Annotated in this window: 12 protein-coding genes; 1 reads left to right on the top strand and 11 read right to left on the bottom strand. The window is 70.3% G+C overall.

Going from position 1 to position 17,544, the window contains the following annotated elements; all coding sequences use genetic code 11:
• The 8 genes from EAO76_RS41055 to EAO76_RS41020 form a co-directional block, all read right to left on the bottom strand.
• A partial coding sequence (locus EAO76_RS41055) for a cytosine permease (protein ID WP_148841340.1) occupies positions 1-1,488 on the bottom strand: 1,488 nt, incomplete at its 3' end.
• Between the two features lie 77 nt (positions 1,489-1,565).
• The gene (locus EAO76_RS41050) at positions 1,566-1,967 is read right to left on the bottom strand and encodes a RidA family protein (RefSeq protein ID WP_148841339.1); all 402 of its coding nucleotides are present in this window, start codon (positions 1,965-1,967) and stop codon (positions 1,566-1,568) included.
• Positions 1,968-1,981: 14 nt separating this feature from the next.
• Positions 1,982-3,559 (bottom strand): aldehyde dehydrogenase family protein, encoded by a 1,578-nt coding sequence (locus tag EAO76_RS41045; RefSeq protein WP_148841338.1) that lies wholly within the window; start codon positions 3,557-3,559, stop codon positions 1,982-1,984.
• 87 nt (positions 3,560-3,646) lie between these two features.
• The gene (locus EAO76_RS41040; protein ID WP_148841337.1) at positions 3,647-4,069 is read right to left on the bottom strand and encodes a cupin domain-containing protein; all 423 of its coding nucleotides are present in this window, start codon (positions 4,067-4,069) and stop codon (positions 3,647-3,649) included.
• A gap of 4 nt (positions 4,070-4,073) precedes the next feature.
• Positions 4,074-4,868, bottom strand: coding sequence for a dimethylmenaquinone methyltransferase (locus EAO76_RS41035; protein WP_262376181.1), 795 nt, complete (start codon positions 4,866-4,868; stop codon positions 4,074-4,076).
• Positions 4,865-5,800, bottom strand: a complete 936-nt coding sequence (locus EAO76_RS41030) for a VOC family protein (protein ID WP_262376180.1) — start codon at positions 5,798-5,800, stop codon at positions 4,865-4,867. The genes EAO76_RS41035 and EAO76_RS41030 overlap by 4 nt, the downstream gene beginning before the upstream one ends.
• A gap of 266 nt (positions 5,801-6,066) precedes the next feature.
• Positions 6,067-7,635 carry a 4-hydroxyphenylacetate 3-hydroxylase N-terminal domain-containing protein gene (locus EAO76_RS41025; RefSeq protein ID WP_148841336.1) on the bottom strand — a complete coding sequence of 523 codons (1,569 nt, stop codon included), beginning with the start codon at positions 7,633-7,635 and terminating at the stop codon, positions 6,067-6,069.
• A gap of 606 nt (positions 7,636-8,241) precedes the next feature.
• Complete coding sequence (locus EAO76_RS41020) at positions 8,242-9,147, bottom strand: LysR family transcriptional regulator (RefSeq protein WP_148841335.1); 906 nt, start codon at positions 9,145-9,147, stop codon at positions 8,242-8,244.
• Between the two features lie 797 nt (positions 9,148-9,944).
• Between EAO76_RS41020 and EAO76_RS41010 the strand changes: the two genes are divergently transcribed.
• Positions 9,945-10,268 carry a hypothetical protein gene (locus EAO76_RS41010; protein ID WP_148841333.1) on the top strand — a complete coding sequence of 108 codons (324 nt, stop codon included), beginning with the start codon at positions 9,945-9,947 and terminating at the stop codon, positions 10,266-10,268.
• On the opposite strand, the gene EAO76_RS41005 is transcribed toward EAO76_RS41010, so the two are convergent.
• The 3 genes from EAO76_RS41005 to EAO76_RS40995 all read right to left on the bottom strand — a co-directional run.
• Positions 10,248-11,504 carry an ATP-grasp domain-containing protein gene (locus EAO76_RS41005; protein ID WP_148841332.1) on the bottom strand — a complete coding sequence of 419 codons (1,257 nt, stop codon included), beginning with the start codon at positions 11,502-11,504 and terminating at the stop codon, positions 10,248-10,250. The two genes, EAO76_RS41010 and EAO76_RS41005, sit on opposite strands and share 21 nt — an antisense overlap.
• Before the next feature lie 59 nt (positions 11,505-11,563).
• Positions 11,564-13,075, bottom strand: coding sequence for an argininosuccinate lyase (locus EAO76_RS41000; protein ID WP_148841331.1), 1,512 nt, complete (start codon positions 13,073-13,075; stop codon positions 11,564-11,566).
• A gap of 34 nt (positions 13,076-13,109) precedes the next feature.
• On the bottom strand, positions 13,110-17,544 hold a 4,435-nt coding region (locus EAO76_RS40995; RefSeq protein WP_148841330.1), incomplete at its 5' end, for a non-ribosomal peptide synthetase.

Genomic DNA, 17,544 nt, shown 5'->3' with positions numbered 1-17,544 from the left:
GGCATGGTCCTGATGGCCACCGATGTCTTCGCCCTCGGCTTCCTCGACGGCCTCCTCGCTCGCGGCGAAGGAGGTCCCCGTGCCCTCGGGGAGCCACTTCCGCAGCAGCGGGTACAGGAGGAGTGCCGCGACGAACGACACCAGGAAGCCGAGGGCGAAGACATCGGTGGCCATCAGGACCATGCCGATGGAGGCGGACACGGCCAGCGTGATGACTCCGGCCCAGTTCCACTTCTCCACCCGGTGGGTGCGGCTGTCGTACCGTGCCCGGCGCACCAGGTAGTAGTCGGCGATCATCACCCCGCACATGCCGAGCGTCATGGCACCCAGGTACGCGAGATAGGTGGAGAACTTCTCCAGGATCCCGGCGCCGATCATCACCAGGGCGATGACGTTTCCGACGACCACCATCGCCGCCCTGCCCGGCTTCCGACCGGTGAGGGCGTCCACCAGGTTGACCAGCGAGAGCGAGCCGGAGTAGGCGTTGATGGCCTGGGCCTTGGCCTGCGCGGCGTAGATGGTGACGAAGCCCAGCCAGGCGGCGAAGATCACGAAGAAGGCGCCGGTGTTCTGCATGACGAAGTCACTGCCCGCCGCGCCCGCCGCCTCCGGGGTCAGGTTCTTGTCGTGGTCCATGAGGTACGTGACGACATCGGGCATGCCGCCGATGACGACGAGCGAACCCAGGACGGTCATCAGGACGTTCTGGGTGACCGGGCCGGCCGCGGCCAGGACCGTGACGTCACGGCGGGTCCGGCAGTAGCGGGCGAAGTCCGTCGTGACGAGGGCGATGGTTCCGGCCGTCGCGCCCATGACCGATACCGCGGCCTCGAACTTCGGCCACAGGCCCCCGGGGACGACCCCGGCGTAGCGGAACACGCCCATCGGGTCGGCGCCCTCGATCACGTAGATGTGAATGATCATGTAGATCGTGACGAGGAGCGTGACCGCCGTCAGTACTCCGGACGCGCGCAGTGCGAGCTTGAGCCCGAAGACGGCGAGTCCGATCCACAGCAGGGTCATGAGGCCGTAGAGCAGGACGCGGATCGCCCAGGAGTCGGGCAGGTCGAACATCAGCAGGGTGCCCTGGTAGAGAAGGGCCGACTCCATGGCCAGGAAGCCGAGGATCATGAACGCGAAGATCGCCGAGCCGATCGACGACCCCCGCAGGCCGAATCCGAAGAACCGGGAGGTGATCGTGCTGGACATGCCGGTCTCGAAGGCCATCCGGCCGAGCGCCCTGCCGAGGAAGACCCCGAAGGCCGCGACGAGGGCACCGACGACCAGTCCCACGGTGAAACCGGCGAGGACGACGGTGAAGCCGGCGATGGCGAAGACGACGAGCGCCGTGGCGACGCTGACCGGGCTGAGGGCGAGTTGGTGGCCGCTTCGGCGCTCGGCCGCCGGGACGCTGACCAGGGCGTGGTCCTCGGCCGCCGCGGACAGCGTCGAGCCGGTGGACCCCGGAGGGTTTGTTGTTGACGACACAGTTCCTACCCATCGGAGAAGAGAGGGCGTCCGCGGCGCGTTCCGCGGGGGAACGCGCCGGGTGTCGCCGTATTCGGTCAGTCCGCGCTGCAGCCCGCGATCGCGATGGCCTCGATCTCGACCAGGATTTCCGGCTTGGCCAGGGCCGCGACCTGAACCAGCGAACAGGCCGGGAAGTCGCCGGTGAAGAACTCCTCGCGGGCCTTCCACACCTGGGCGTTGTCACTCATGCGCGTGACGAAGATGGTCATCTTGACGACGTCGTCCATGGCGCCGCCGGCCGCCTCGACCAGGTCCTTGATCTTCTGGAGGACGACCCGGGACTGTTCGTGGGCGGTGTCGCCGAGGAGGGTCTCCCCGTCCTGGCCGCGCGCGGTCATGCCGGAGATCAGGATCAGGTCGTCGACGCGGAGGCAGTTCGACCACGTCCTGGCCGCCGGTTCACGCACGGCATCGGAGAAAAAACGTTCCTTCTTCATGGTTGCGGTGGTCCTCACAGATCGATCCGGCTGTCCCAGGCGGACGTTCCGCCCCAGTTCACGCACACGCTCTGACGGCGCATGAATCCCTGCCACGCCGTGGAACCGGCGGTACGGCCGCCGCCGGTCTCCTTCTCGCCACCGAACGCGGCGCCGACATCGGCACCCGTGGTGCCCATGTTCACGCGCACGATGCCGCAGTCGCTGCCCCGGGCGGAGAGGAAGGTCTCGATGTGGTTCAGGTCGGTGCTGTGCATGCCCGAGGCCAGGCCCTGGGCCACACCGTTGTGGATCTCGATGGCCTCGTCGAGGTCGTCGTAGACCAGCACGGAGACGATCGGGACGAAGGTCTCGGACCGGGCTATCTCGAAGTGCGGCTCCACACCCGTGACGATCGTCGGCTCCACGTACAGCCCCGGCCGGTCCAGGACCCGGCCGCCGTACACCACGGTGGCCCCGTCGAGCTCGGCGCGGGCGAGGACACCGCGGTAGTCCTCCACCGCCTGCGCGTCGATCAACGGGCCGACGACGGTGTCCGGATCCCGCGGGTCCCCGATGGCGATCTGCTCGAAGGACTTCTTCAGCAGCCCGACGAGTTCCTCGGCGATGCTCCGGTGGGCGATGATCCGGCGGGTGCTGGTGCAGCGCTGCCCGGTGGTGCCGACCACGCCGAACGTCAGTGCCTTCGCAGCGAGTTCGAGGTCGGCGGTCTCGTCGACGATGCACCCGTTGTTGCCCGAGCACTCCAACTGGTAGCGGCGTCCGAGCGTCGACCCGACGATCTCGGCGACCTTGCGCCCGACACCGGTGGAGCCGGTGAAGGAGATCATCGCGACCCGGGTGTCGGCGACCAGCCGCTCGGCGACGGTGTTGTCGGCGGGGATGAACAGCGAGAAGACGCCTTCGCACCCCATCTCCGCAGCCGCCTGGTTGACCAGCTTCTGCACCGCGATGGCGGTGAGCGGCACCTTGGGACTCGGCTTCCAGACCACCGTGTTGCCGGCGATCGCGGAGAGGAACCCGTTCTGCGCCCAGACGGCCGCCGGGAAGTTGTACGCGCTGATCAGTCCGATCACGCCCAGCGGCAGCCACTGGTCGTACATGCGGTGCTCGGCGCGCTGCGACTGCTGGGTGAAGCCGTACATCATCCGTGCCTGGCCCGCGGCCAGCGTGGACATGTCGACGGCCTCGCGCAGCTCGCCCTTGGCCTCCATCGTCGACTTGCCGGTGTCGAGGGAGACGACGGCTGCCAGGCCGTCGATGTTCTCCTCGATCAACTGGCCGATGCGGCGCACGAATTCACCGCGACGGGGCGGCGGGACCATCCGCCACTTCTTCTGCGTCTCGACGGCGGCGGCCACGACGCGCTCGTAGTCCCCGGCGTCGGAGGCGGCGATCCGGCCGACGGTCTCGCCGTCGGCGGGACAGACCGCCTCGATGACCGGACGGTCCTCGACGGCGCCCCAGCCCAGGGAGTCCGTGTAGGTGCCGGAATGCACATGGTCCAGGCCGAAGGCGGCCAGCACCTTCCCGGTGTCGAACAGGGCCCCGGCCCCATCGGTGGTGTCGTTCGTGTGGTCGGTCTCGGTCATCGTCATTCTCCCTCAGTTCCCGCCGATGCCGCGGGTCCGGCGAACTCCTGGCTGCGTCCCGCGAAGTCCTGGCTGCGTCCCGGCGCCTCAGTCCTTCGCAAGGAAGTCCCCGATCGTCTCGTCGGTGTGGTACTCGGGCTTCTCGTAGTAGTGCGGGCCGTCGTAGATCTCGATCAGCACGCTGCGCTCGTGGGCGAGCGTCGGGCCGTGGGGGTGGTCCTTCGGGTTCATGTAGAACGAACCGGGGCGCAGCCGCAGGCCGGAGTCGGTGTACTCGTAGTCGCCCTCGAGGCAGTACATGAACTGGTTCGAGGCGTGCGTGTGCCTGGTCGGTATCGTGCCGCCCTTCTCGTACTCCAGAAGGGCGATGCTGGCGCCGGTACCGGGGTTCTTGAACAGGAAGTACTGGCGGAACCCGTAGTCGGGGTAGTCGATCCAACCGGCGTCGTCGAGATCGGCGGCGTGGATCAGAACTTCGAGCGACTTCATGGCCGCGGGGTCGATGTCCACTGTTTCACTCCAAACCCGGGCGGCCCGATGCCACCCATGTGTCGTATTCCTGGCGGCTTTCCGGCGTGGCGGGGAACAGCCCGAAGAGGGACCGCCCGCGCCGGATCTCAAGTGCCGCGAACTCTTCGTACGCGGCGGCTTCGGCGGCCACGGCCGCCACTTCCGCGGCCAGATGGCGCGGGATCACCGCGACCCCGTCGTCGTCGCCCAGCACCACGTCGCCGGGGTGGACCGCCACACCGCCGCAGCCGATCGGCTCGTCCAGCGCGACCGGGTGCAGGGCGATCGGCGTCGCCGCGGGCGCGTTGCCCCGGTGGAAGCAGGGCAGCCCGGTCCCGGCGATGGCACCGGAGTCCCGGTAACCGCCGTCCGTGACCACACCGGACACACCGCGCCGCCTGAGCCGCGCCGCCATCATGTCGCCCATGGACGCCCCCGCCCTGGAGCCGAACGCGTCGATCACGAGCACCGCCCCGGGCGGGCACTCCTCGATCGCGCGCCGGTGCAGGTTCTCGCTGCTCGCGTAGTTGGCGAGGGTGTCCAGGTCCTCGCGCGCCGGGATGAACCGCAACGTGCTGGCCGGACCCACCATCGGTGCCCCGCCCCCGGCCAGGGGCCGGACCCCGGCCATCAGGACGTTGCGCAGACCGTGCCGGAGCAGCATGTTGGCGACGGTGGACGAGCCGGCCCGCGCCAACTGCTCGCGGACGGTCGGGGACAGCGGCTCGTGAACCGGCAGCGGTCCGCCGGACACCGCCGGCACCGGTTCGGCGCGCTCCGCGCGCTGCTCGCCGCTCACTGGAAGAACTCCAGGGGCGGACGGTTCCCCCACTGCGTGGTCTCGCCGGCGGTTCCGTTGAACCGTCCGGGCCGGTGGCTGCCGTCCACGATGTCGCCGTCGGTGTAGTGCTCGATGCGGAAGCCGAACGGGTCCTTCCAGTAGTCGAAGATCTGGCTGCCGAGCAGATGGCGGCCGACCCCGACGTCCGGGCTGTAGCCCTGCTGGAGCAGGTGGTCGTGCGAGGACATGACCGCGTCCATGTCGGTGACCTCGAAGGCGCTGTGGTGCACGCCCGCCCAGTCCGACTGGAGCACGAGCATGAAGTGGTGGTCCACCAGCTGCTCGCCCAGGTCGAGCCGGACGAAGGTGCCGACGACGGGGCCGTCCTGGCCCGGCGGCAGGAAGTAGTCGGAGGGCAGGAAGTTGAAGCGCTCGTTCAGCCAGGCCATCGACGCGTCGTGGTCCTTCACATGGAGCACGAAGTGGCCGAGCCGGGCGATGGTGCAGGGTGCGACGGGCTGGCGGACGAAGGAGTTCACCCGGTTCTTGTCCCGGATGTTGTTCATCCTGAACGGTTCCCGGTCCGCGATCGGTTCGGCCTTCTCCCGGTTCCAGATCGCCCGGATCTCGATGCCGTCCGGCATGGTCATCGAGACCACCAGGCCGCCCCCGGGCTCCGTCGACCCGGTGATCGGGGAGGACCCCGGCAGGGCGGCGAGTTCGACCAGGTCCTGGTGCGCGGCGACCTCGATCGAGGCGCCGATGAAGCGCTGCCCGGCGGCCTTGCGGGTGACGTGGATGTGGTGCTGGGTCCCGGTTCCCCGCATGTACAGCGTCCGGTCGTCACTGCCCTCGGCCCTGATCATGCCGAACGAGGTGAGGAACTCCTCCATCACCTGGAGATCAGGTGCCTCGTAGGTGACTTGAGCGGCATCGATTGCCGTGGCCACGGGTCCTCCTGTGGTGGGTGGGAGCGCGGTGGCGCGCTCGGTTCGTCGCCGGTGGACTGGGTGTGCCGTCGAACCGGCATCTGCTGTGCGGCATCCGGTACGCGCTCGTCGCACGCCCGGATCCGTCATGTGCGTCCGGCACGGGGGCGGCTGCCCTCACGTGTCCGTACGCATCGGACGCCGCACGGGCCGGCCCGCGGACGAACGGCGGCAGCTCGACGGCACGGCCCCTGACGGGCTCCCCCGACCGGGAGCCCGCAGGGCGGTCAGCGCTTCTTGAGGATGCTGACGTCGTCCGGCCCGATCAGGTCCGGCACGGTCCAGCCGTCCAGGTCGTACTCGTCCATGGCGCTCTGCGCGAAGTCCTTGCAGCGGTCGAGGAGGCCGCTGCCCCGCGCGCCGAAGAGGTTGGTCTGCCGGGTCACGTCGTTGCTGCCGATGTAGTTGATCTCGTACAGCTCGTGGCGGGCCCCGAACTCGGTGCCGATGGAGTCCCACAGCATCTTCATGACCTTGACGCGCTCCTCGGCGTCGATGCCGCCGGTGCCGCGCACATAGGTGTCCAGGTAGCCGCGGATCTCGGGGGTCTTGAAGTCGTCGGCGTGCGAGTTGAGGTAGATCAGCCCACTGGCCACCACCTGCTCGATGATGTTCTTGATCTTCGGCATGGCGAGCTGGTTCATCACCCGGTACGCCCCGGCGAACTGCGGGTCGGGCTGGATCATGCCGCCCTTCCACGGCACCGCGCTCTTCGCCATCGCGTCCGACAGCGCCCAGAACGTGTTGCGCCAGGCGATGACCTCGCCGAGCTGCGACATGACGCCGTGGAACTGGCCGGCCCCGGTGACGTCCAGGGCGCGGGCCAGCATGCCGACCAGGAAGTCCATCTTGACGGCGAAGCGGGTGCAGCCGTGCAGGGAGGCGCGCTCCAGGTAACCCGAGTGGACGTTGTACCTGTTCGCCTGCTCCAGATCGTTGTGGATGAACACGTTCTCCCAGGGGACGAACACGTCGTCGAGGACCAGGATGGCGTCGTTCTCGTCCAGTCGGCTGGACAGCGGGTAGTCGAACGGGCTGCCCAGCACGGCGGCCCGGTACTCGTTGGACGTGCGGCAGATCAGCTTCACGCCGGGGGAGTTCGTCGGCATGATGAACACCGGTGAGAAGGAAGGGTCCTGCACGGCGACCTGGCCGACGTGGCCGACGAAGGTGTAGTGGGTCAGGGCCGAGCCGGTGGCCACCACCTTGGCGCCGGTGACGTAGAAACCCGCGTCGGTCTCCCGGGTGACCCGGATGAACACGTCCTTGCCCGCGTCGGCGCCGAGACCGCGGTCGACCGGCGGGTTCATGATCGCGTGGTTGATGTACCAGGTCTTCTGCTGGGCCTTGCGGTACCAGTTGCGCGCGTTGTCCTCGAAGCCGCGGTAGAACTCCGCGTTGGCGCCCAGGGTGCCGAGGAAACAGCCCTTGTAGTCGGGCGAGCGGCCCATCCAGCCCCAGGCGATCTTCTGCCACTCGGCGATCGCGTCGCGCGAGGCCACCTGCTCCTCGACGGTCTTCGGCGCCCGGTAGAAGCGGTGGGTGAAACCGCCGTCCTCGTTGGGCGCGGTGAGGACGTCCTTGCGCGCCGGGTCGTGCAGCGCGTCGTACATGCGGGCGATCATGCGGGCCGAATTGCGGAACGCGGGATGCTCGGCGACGTTCTCGACGGGCTCGCCGTAGATCCAGACCTCGCGCCCGTCGTTCAGGCTCTCCAGGTACTCGGCACCGGTGAAGGGGATGTTCTCACGGCCGGCGCGGTCGAGTGGCTGCTGATTTGCATTTTCCGTGTTCATGGAACGAAAACCCCATCTTCTCCCCGACGGAAATGGATCGCGCCGGATTCAGGTCATGCGCGATCAGCTGCCCATGAAAAGGGAGTCGAGTTGCCGATCCGAATTTGCCTGTGGCGTCGAATTGCCGGAAGGCTTCCACGGGGGGCAGGCGCGGGCAATGGGTGCCGAGAGCGGACGAGGCGCACGGGCGCGGCGCCGGACGAGTCGGACGCCGATCCGTGAACGACCGGGGAATGGCCTCTGAACTGGTGTTTCTCGCGCCGGTGGGTGAAGGGGGTGTCATCCGGGGCGCCTTCGGTTGTGACGTACGCCACAGGGAATTCATCTCGTTGTGCGAGATGCGCCATCGCTTTTCCCCGCGCGGTCCATACGCGGCACAACGGAGGGGGCCATAGTTTTATGTATGGCTGCCTTCCGGCGGGGTGTTCCCACGCGGGCCGGCCCTTCGCGGCGCACCGTGTTCGTGGGCCGGTCCTTCACGTGGCGTCGTGTTCGCGGTGCGGCCCTTCACGTGGCGTCGTGTTCGCGGTGCGGCCCTTCGCATCGTGCCGTGTTCGTGGTGCGGCCCCGTCCATGGTTCTTGCGGGGTTCGGGTGCCGCCCCGGCTCACGATCTGAGCGCGCGGCGGTGCTCGGCGACCACACGGGTCGCCTCCAGCCAGTGCCGCATCAGCGGACTGATCTCGGCATCCCGCCGCCACAGCAGCGTGGCCTGCATCGGGGCGAGCCAGCGCGGGGGATCGAGGAGGGCCACCGCGTCCGTCCTGCCCGCGATCCGCCGGGTCACGGGGGCCACGCCGAGCCCGGCGGCGACGAAGGCGACGGCGGTCTGCGGAGTGGAGACCTCCAGCACGTCGAAGGTCTCGTCACCCGCGAGCGCCTTCTCGACGGCCTCGGGCATCCCTGTGAACGCCGGAATGTGGTACGGGAGAATCCAGCGCCCCCACCCCTTCCCGTCGGGGTGGTCCTCACGCGCGCGATACCGGGGAACGGCGAGTTTGATATCGATTCCCAGGACGGGAAAGGAATCGCAGAGATCCGCTACGAAACCGGCGAACTGGCCGGGGCCGAAAGGAATGCATCCCATGTCCAGCCGGCCGTCCTGAATTCCCTGCACGATGAGGTCGGGGGTGACATCGGTCAGGCTGACCCGGGCGCCCGGGACCTGGTCGAGGAACTCGGCCAGCACGTCGGCGACGATCTCGTTGATGACCATGGGTTCCACCCCGATGCGCAGGTCCCCGACCGCGCCCTCGCCCATCAGCTTCAGCGTCGCCACGGCGCGGTCCCGGTCGGCGACCAGGCGTTCGCCCTTGGACAGGAGGTAGAGCCCGGCCTGGGTGGGGTGGACGCCCTTCGCCGTGCGTTCGAGGAGGCGCACGCCGAGCTCGCCCTCCAGCTTCGCCACGGCATGGCTCACCGGCGGCTGCGTCATGTTGAGGTTCTTGGCGGCCTGCGAGACCGAACCGGCCTCCACGACGGCCCTGAAGTACTCGATCTGGCGAAAGTCCACGCTCTTCGACCTTCCATGGCCCCCGGCATGTCCCGACACGCAGAGGTTACGGGACAGCCCATGGCCCCGATCTTCCTCGACGGGCTGTCGACGGGGCCGGAGGCCCGTCCCGTCGACGGCCGGGGCCGGGCACGCGAAGGGACCGGGTGCCGTTGCCGTGACCTGCTGACCGCCGCACACCAGCGGCTCGGCGGCCCGACCGAGCCCGTCCGGGACCACCACGGCGTCCACAGGGCCGCCGGCCCGCGGGAGCTCACCGAAGCCCGGGACCGGCCGGCCAACCACTGCCTGCCGCCCCGATCCCGGCCTCCTCGGCAGTGCTGGTACTCGACCGGCCCGAGTGATCGGCCACGCAGGGAAACGGTGGCCCACCGGTCCTGCTCCCGGAAACGTGGACGGAGTTCTGCCCCGGCGGGAAGAGCTTCTGTTCCTGCCGGGCCCCGAGGCGCCGGTTGCATCGGCGCAGGACGACGGCGAGCGGCCCGGACCGGGACCACGCGCAAGTCGGCCGACGCCAAGTGTCCGGGCTGCGAAAGGCGGCCTAACAGCCTTGAACCAGGCGGGACCCGCTCTGGCCGACCGAACCCGCGAGAAACGCGACATTGTCCATCACGACAGACACCTCACCGCGCGGTCGGCCCGACCGCCTGGCTCGCCGGATGCCGACGCCTCCACCACCGCTACGAGCACGAGCCGGAACACTTCCTCGCCTTCACCAGTATCGCCTGCACTTTCGTCTGCCACCGCAGACCCAGGACGAATCCATGTGTTGTGGAAGCTGCGCCATGATGGCCCGCGTGAACAAAGAAACTGTGCTTGAAGCCGTAGCACGCCTGTACCGAGAGTTCATGGAATTGCCCTTTCCTTCCGGATTGGCCGGCGCGGACCGGGCCGGCTTCGACCTGGTGATGCTGGACTCGGACACCGCGGCCTGGATCTTCATCTGGATCAAGAACGGCGGTGAGCTCGAAGCGCGAGGTCGAAGCGGTCTGCTTCGCTGCATCGCCCGACTGGACCGGGTCGTACCTGTACTCGGCGAAGCGGACGACCCTGAGTACTGGCACCGCCTGCACGAGATGGCTCGCCTTGTGGCGGACTCCTCACATGTCGCCACCGAATGAGATGACCTCTTGGCCATCCACATCGATTCCGAGTAGGGCGAGAGCCTTGTCCAGAGTCGCCTCGACCTCCCCGGGGTGCCCACCGCGTGCGATGACCGATCCCAGTCGGTCGTATGCGCTCTGTGCGGGGCGCACGCGTCTGCCAGGGGTTCCGGTGACCGTCACACGCTCCACATCGGGCAGGGCGACGGCCTCCGTGGCGCCGGTGATTCGACGGAGGGTGCCCGTGGTCGTCGGGAGGAGGAAGGCAACTCCCGCACATCCGCGGTGGCGCGGTCGCAGGTCCGGTGTGCCACCGCTGGCGGCGTGGATCTGCTGGTCCAGGAGGTCCACGCCCTCGGCCAGGCGGATCAGTTCCGGGATCATGCCGCCGGCCAGGCGGGGGTTGAGCTCGATCAGGGTGGCGCCGGTATCGGTCAGTTTGACCTCGATGTGGCACGGGCCGTTCTGTATGTCGAGCGCTCGGAGGGCGTCGGTCGCGGCCCGGCGCAGCATCGTCCGCTGCTCGTCGTCGAGCGGGGCCGGGTAGATGTGGCGTGTCTCCACGAAGTGTGGCCCGCTCGTCACCGACTTCCGGGTGATGCCCACGCAGGTGTGCTCTCCTGCGACGGAGAACGTCTCGACGCTGTACTCGGGCGCGTCGAGAAATTCCTCCAGCAGCACGGCGCCCGCTGCTTCCTGGCCACGCACGTTTGTGCGCACGGCCAGGACCCGGTCGGCGTGCTCGTTCACCTCGGCGCGGGTGAGGCACCGGCGTACGAGCTGCGAGCCGGAGTCGTCGACGGGCTTGACGACACAGGGCAGGCCCACCCGGGAGACGGCGTCGTCCAGTTCGTCCGGCGTGCGTGCCACGGCGAATCGGGGCTGGGGCACCCCGGCGGCCACGAGTGCGGCACGGACCTGCGCCTTGTCGCGGGCGCGGCGGACCGCGTCGGGTGGATTGCCGGGGAGACCGAGTTCGAGGGCCGTCTGCGCGACGGCAGGCACGTAGAACTCGCTGGTGGTGGTGATGCCCGCGAGGCTGCCGACCGGGAGGGAGTCCAGGGCGGCGCGCAGTGCGGCAGGGGTGTTGGTGTCGCAGAGGACGACCTCGGCGCCCGTCCCGTCGAGACCGGTGTAGCGGGTGGCGTCCGAGGTGAGGAAGACGGGGACGAAGCCGGCTTCGCGCGCCGTGCGCAGCGCGATCATTCCCGTACCGGTCGTGTTGGCCTCGACGAAGGCCAGGTGTCGGGGCATGGTGCTCGATTCTGCCGGGCCGAGGGTGCAGGAGGGAGCGGGAGGACGGACAGGGGGCGTCACCGGTCTTCGCCCCCGGTGAGCCCGAGCAGCCGGTCGACCAGACGGGCCGCCGCCTCCGGGGCCTCTTGTCGCCGCTGCCAGTCGGCCGTCAGGGCGGAGATGCGGTCGAACTGCTTGGCGAGCAGGTCCGCGCTGGCGGAGGGCGCGGCGGAACCGGCGCCGCCCCTGCGCTCGAGCTCGCCGTCCGCCGAGAGCAGCGACCCCAGGCCGGCGGCGCTGTTTCCGGCTCGGTGGCCGTGCTCCGAGGCGATGCGGTGAAGCGTCTCCGGGTCCGGCTCGGTGGCCGGCCGCCAGGACTCCACCGCGTCGAGGACGTACCGCCCGGCGATGACCTGGGCCTCCCGCCACGGGACCCCGTCCGCGAGGGTCAGTTCGGTCGCGAGCGAGAACGCACTGAGGTACTCACGCTCGCACGCCACGCGTAGACGCCGGGTATCGAACCGGAGGTTGCGGAAGACAGCGGTCGCGATCCGCAGCATCGACCGCAGGTCTCCCAACTGCCGCGTCATCTGGGCCGAGCCCTCCTTGGACACCTCGACCGTGTTGCTGAAGGGTGTGCCGCGCTGGGTGGTCGCGGCGTCCACGTACCAGGACAGGGTGTGACTGCTCTTGCCCCGCAGGCGTTCCAGGACCGGGTAGTTCTTCTTCTGCGGCATCGCGGAGGAGATTGCGGCCATCTCGTCGGGAAGTTCCACGAAGGCGTACTGGCCGCCGGCCCAGTTCATGAGATCCGTGAAGAACCGGCTCATGCCGATGCCGAACGTGGCGCATTCCGCTGCGAGTTCGAGCTGCCAGCTGCGGGAGGCGACGGATGTCAGCGCGTGCGGGTTCGGCCCGGCGAAGCCGAGGAGGTGTGCGAGCCGCTCGCGGTCCCAGTCGAGCTGCTGGCCGGCCATGGCTCCGGCGCCGAGCGGCGAGGACTCGGTGCCGTCGTACCAGGCGAGCAGGCGCTCGGCGGTGTGCAGCAGGTGGTCGCAGAGGGCGGTGAGGAAGAAGGCGGGGGTGATCACCTGGGCCGGCTGGAGGTGGGTGTAGCCGGGCATCGGGTCGTCGAGGTGGCGGACGGCCAGGTCGTGCACGGCGGACGCGCACGTCAGCAGCTCGGCGGCGGTCTCCACGGTCTGCGCCCGGCCCAGCTGGAGCTGTGCGCATGCCTGGAAGTCGTTCCTGCTGCGGTCGACGCGCCAGGCGGGGACGGGGGCGGACAGCCGGCGGCCGACGGAGACCTCGATGGCGAAGGAGAGATCGGAGAAGTTGGTCCGGGGGTCGGCCGTGAGGGAGGTGGCGGTGAGCCCGTCGAGGGCTGTGGCGATGTCGTGGGCCTGCTGCTCGGTCAGTACGCCGAGCCGCGTGTACTCCAGGAGCAGCGCCTTCTCCGTGTGCAGGTAGAAGGGCAGCAGGTGGGCCACGTCGTACGCGAACTGTGGTTCGAGTACCTCGTCGTGGAGCAGGGCGGCAGGGGCCTGCGTGATCCGTCCGGTCAAGGACGGTGTTCCGGGAGCGGTCATGTCTGCCTCCTGAGGGGCGTGGTCACATGGTGGGTCATGCCGGTGTCACCCGGTCCGGTGCCGAGGTGTCCGCGGGAGCGGAGGCCGGGACCGATTCGCTTTCGGCGGCGATCCGGTGGCAGAGGGCGGCGAGGTGGGCCGCGTTGCCCGGCGCCACCATGGACATGTGGTCGTCGCCGCTGTTGTGGACCCGCATCGTGCCGCCGATCAGTCGTTCCCAGCCGCGCAGGTACCGTTCGGCCGAGTCGTGCAGCACCGGGGAGCGGTTCTCCGGGCCCGCGTTGCGGCCCTCCGCGGAGACAACCAGGTGGATGTCGCCCTCGTACGGCTCCGGGCGGTACGTGAGGTAGGCGCCGTGCAGCAGGCCGCAGGCGCGCAGCGGCAGGACTCCGGCGAGCTCGGCCTCGTAGCGCGGCCAGCCGGCGGCGTCGAAGAAGTCGACCACCTCGGTGGTGAGCCGGGCCCGCTCGGGGCTGCCCTCCGGTGCGGCGGCGGCCTTCTCCACCAGCACCTCCACCGACCGGTACAGCTCGGCCGTGGTGCGGTGGTTGGCCATGGAGCCGGGGTCCTGCGGCAGGGTGGGCTCCACCAGGACGAGCGGGTCCACGCGATGGCCGGCGGCGGTCAGCAGGCGCGCCATCTCGAGCGCGATCAGACCACCGTACGACCAGGCCATCAGCGCGTACGGGCCGGTGGGCTGCTCGCGCAGCAGATGGGTGACGTACTCCTCGGCGAGGGCCTCGATCGTGGCCAGAGGCTCGCCGGGCCCGTAGGCACCGGGCAACTCGAAGGCGAGGAGCGGCCGTTCTGCGGGCATCGAGTGGGCCAGGCCCGCGTACCAGGCGATGCTGCCGCCGCTGGGGTGGACCCAGAAGAGGGGGCGCATTCCGCGGCCGGCCGCGAGGCGGGCGAGCGGCCCGGAGCGGGGGGCGGGGCCGCTGCCGGCGTCCTGGTCGACCTTGGCGCTCAGTTCGGCGACGGTCTGATGCTCGTAGTGATCGCGCACCTGGAGTTCGACGCCGTGTTCGCGGGCGAGCGAGGTGACGTGCACCAGGCGGAGGGAGTCGCCGCCCCGCTCGAAGAAGTTGTCGTGGACGCCCAGCCTCGGTACACCGAGCACTTGCCGCCAGATGTCGACGAGAAGGCTCTCGGTGGGCGTGCGCGGGGCCACGTACTGCTCGCCCGAGTCGATCCGGGTGCGCTCGGTCTCGCGCAGTGCCCGCCGGTCGGTCTTGCCGCTGGCCGTGGTCGGAATGCGCGCCACGCGGTAGTACGCGCCGGGGAGCAGGTATTCGGGCAGGGCGTGGGCGAGGAACGAGCGCAGGGCGGTGGCGTCGACCTCGTCGTCCGACAGTTCCAGGAAGGCGGCGAGTTCACCGCCGTGCCCGGACTCCGCGTCGAGCACGGTGACTGCCGCGTCGGTGACGGCCCGGTGCCGGCACAGGTGGGCCTCGATCTCCCCGGGCTCGATCCGGACGCCGCGTACCTTCAGCTGCCCGTCGAGCCGGCCGAGCAACTCCAGGGTGCCGTCCGGCAGGTGGCGTCCGCGGTCGCCGGTGCGGTAGAGCACGTCCTCGGGGTCGCCGGTGAACGGGCTGGTGAAGAACCGGCTCCGCTCCTCGTCGGGAGCGGTGAGGTAGCCGAGGCTCCGGGCAGGTGTGCGCAGTACGACCTCGCCGGACTCGCCCACCGAGCACGGCTCGCCGTGCGGAGAGAGGACCAGGGCCTGGCAGCCGGGCAGAGGGCGGCCGACCGGGACCGAGCGGGGGGCGGGGCCCGGTGGCAGCCGGTGGGCCAGCTTGGCCAGCGTGGTCTCCGTCGGCCCGTACAGGTTGACGATCTCCCCGTCCGTGACCCGCTGCCGCATCTCGTCCACGAGCAGGCCGGTCAGCGGCTCGCCCGCGAAGAAGACCTGGCGCAGGGACTCCACGCTCCGGTCGGTGTGCCGGGCGGCGAGCCAGGCGCGGGCCACCGAGGGCACGGTGTGCAGCAGGGTGACGCGCTGCTCGCGCAGCCAGGCGAACAGCCGGTCCGGGTCGTCGGTGTCCACGTCGGGGACGCACAGGGTCGCGCCGCTGACCAGGGGCAGCAGGACGTCCCGGTACAGCACGTCGAAAGAGAGCGCGGTCAGCTGGGCGGCCCGGTCGCCGGGGCCGACCTCGAAGGCGGTTCGCTGCCAGTCCAGGAAATGGGCCAGCCCGCGCTCCGAGCCCGTGACGCACTTGGGCACACCGGTGGAGCCGGAGGTGAAGCTCAGGTACGCGGCCCGGTCGCCGGGGCGGGACGGGAGCGCGGGCGCCGCACCCCCGTCCAGGGCGGCCGGGACGAGGTCGAGGCCGCCGGATGCCGTCGGTTCGCCGCTTCCGCTGATGACGAGCCGCGCCCCCGCCTCGCGCAGGAGCAGATCCCGGCGCGGTTCGGGCAGGGACGGGTCGACCACGAGCAGTGGGCGGCGCGAGGCGAGGGTGCCGAGCATGCCGGCGGCGAGACCGAAGGAGGAAGGCACGGAGAGGGCCACGACCGCCGTCTCGGGCACCGCCGCCTCGATGCGTGCGGCGAGGTCGCGGACATCGGCGAGAAGGGTCCGGTAGTCGCGCGTCGTCGGCCCGTGGGTCAGGGCCGTGGCGTCGCCGTCCCGCACGGCGGCGCGCTCGAACTGCTCGACCACGGAGGGCGCGTCGGGCATGGGAAGGGGCGACAGGGGGTCGGGGAGGACGCCGGAGAGCTCCGGCGCGCGGAGCGAGTACGTGCCGACGGGGGCATCCGGGCATCGGGTCGCCCGGTCGAGCAGGTGTGCGAACTGTGCCGACATGGCAGCGATCTGCTCGGGGCCGAGCACGTCCGTGCGGAAGACCCACTCGAAGCGGATGACGCCGTCCTGCTCGGCGCCGTACAGGGTCAGCCAGAACTTCGGGTCGCTGCTGCCGACATCGCCCCGGAGCACCGTGGTCCCGCCCAGGACGGGGCGGCCGGCGGGGGTGTTGTCGAAGTTGAACACGACGTCCACGAGCGGGTTCCGGTCGATCTCACGGGGCGGGCTCAGCGTCTCGACGACCTGTTCGAAGGGGATTTCCTGGCTGCCGAGCGCGTCGGTGAGCGTGCTGCCGACGCGCTCGATCAGGGTCCGGAAGGACGGGCTGCCGCTCAGGTCCGCACGGATGACCAGGGTGTTGAGGAAGTTGCCGATGAGCCGGTCGAGTTCGGGGCGCGCACGGCCCGCGAAGGGCACGCCGACCAGGAGGTCCTCCTGTTCGGAGAGCCGGCCGAGGAGCAGGTCGAAGGCAGCGAGGAGGACGGTGAAGACGGAGGCGTTGGCGGTGCGGGCGAGCGTGCGCACCGCTTCGCTCAGCTCGGCGGACAGCGTCAGGCTGTGACGTCCGCCGGTCGAGGCGCCCGGTTCGGGGGCACGGCCCTGACGCGGCAGGTTCAGCCGGGGCGGGTTCGCCAGGTGGGCCGCCAGCTCGCGGAGCTGCTCGCGGACCTCGGGACCGTCGAGCCGGCGCTGCTGCTCCTGGACGTACTGGCGGTAGCCGAGCGCGAGCGGCGGAAGGGTGCCGGTGCCGCCGGAGGTGAGGTCCCGGTAGGCGGCGTCCAGGTCGGAGAGGAGGAGGGAGGTGGACCAGCCGTCGAAGACGATGTGGTGGACGACGAGTACGAGGGTGTGGCGCTCCGCGCCGGAGCGCAGCAGTGTGGCGCGGAGGAGCGGCGGACGGTCGAGGGCGAGGGGCCGCGCGGCCTCCTCGTCGGTGAGCCGCCGCAGAGTGCTCGCGGCCTCGTCGGGGGCGAGTCCGGTCAGGTCGTGGGTGGTCCACGGGACGGCCGCGGTCTCCGTGACGTGCTGGACGGGCTGGCCGTCGACTTCTCGGAAGCCGGTGCGCAGGGCCTCATGGCGGGCCAGGACGGCGCCCAGGGCCCGGCGCAGCGCGGTGGCGTCGAGGGGGCCTTCGAGGTGCCAGACGAGCGGCATCAGATAGTCCGTGCGGCCCGGGTGCAGCTTCTCCAGGAACCAGATGCTGCGCTGGGCGGGGGAGAGCGGCAGCCTGTAGTCGGTCGTGGACGCGGCCGGCGCGGCGGCGGGGGCGGCGCCGGGCTCCTCGCCCAGGGCGGCGGCGAGCTCCGCGACGGTGCGGCTCCTGACCACGGCGCGCAGCTCGACGCGGCGGTCGAGCAGCTCCCGGAGCCGGCCGGTGACGCGGACGGAGATCAGCGAATCGGCGCCCGCGGAGCGGAGGTCGGCGTCCGGGGCGATGTGGTCGACGCCGAGCAGATCGGTGTAGACGCCGGCGATGAGGGTCTGGAGGGGGGTGGGGGCGCCATCGGCCGGGGGGACCGGGACGGTCGAGGGCTCAGGGGCGGTCGGGGCGGTCGCCTCGGTGGTGAGGAGACTGCCGCGGTGTTCGATCGTGCGGTCCGGCCTTGTCCGTACGCGGTCGCCCGTCGGGTACAGGGCGGGGAACCCGGGCGCGGGG

The organism is Streptomyces sp. sk2.1 (genome assembly GCF_008120935.1).
In the GTDB taxonomy this organism is placed as follows: domain Bacteria; phylum Actinomycetota; class Actinomycetes; order Streptomycetales; family Streptomycetaceae; genus Streptomyces.
This window is presented reverse-complemented; position numbering and strand designations above follow the sequence as displayed.

What these genes read in the sequence shown, in the direction of transcription:
- EAO76_RS41050 (WP_148841339.1), bottom strand. Translation starts at nt 1,967, where the DNA reads ATGAAGAAGGAACGTTTTTTCTCCGATGCCGTGCGTGAACCGGCGGCC.
- EAO76_RS41045 (WP_148841338.1), bottom strand. Translation starts at nt 3,559, where the DNA reads ATGACCGAGACCGACCACACGAACGACACCACCGATGGGGCCGGGGCC.
- EAO76_RS41025 (WP_148841336.1), bottom strand. Translation starts at nt 7,635, where the DNA reads ATGAACACGGAAAATGCAAATCAGCAGCCACTCGACCGCGCCGGCCGT.
- EAO76_RS41005 (WP_148841332.1), bottom strand. Translation starts at nt 11,504, where the DNA reads ATGCCCCGACACCTGGCCTTCGTCGAGGCCAACACGACCGGTACGGGA.
- EAO76_RS41000 (WP_148841331.1), bottom strand. Translation starts at nt 13,075, where the DNA reads ATGACCGCTCCCGGAACACCGTCCTTGACCGGACGGATCACGCAGGCC.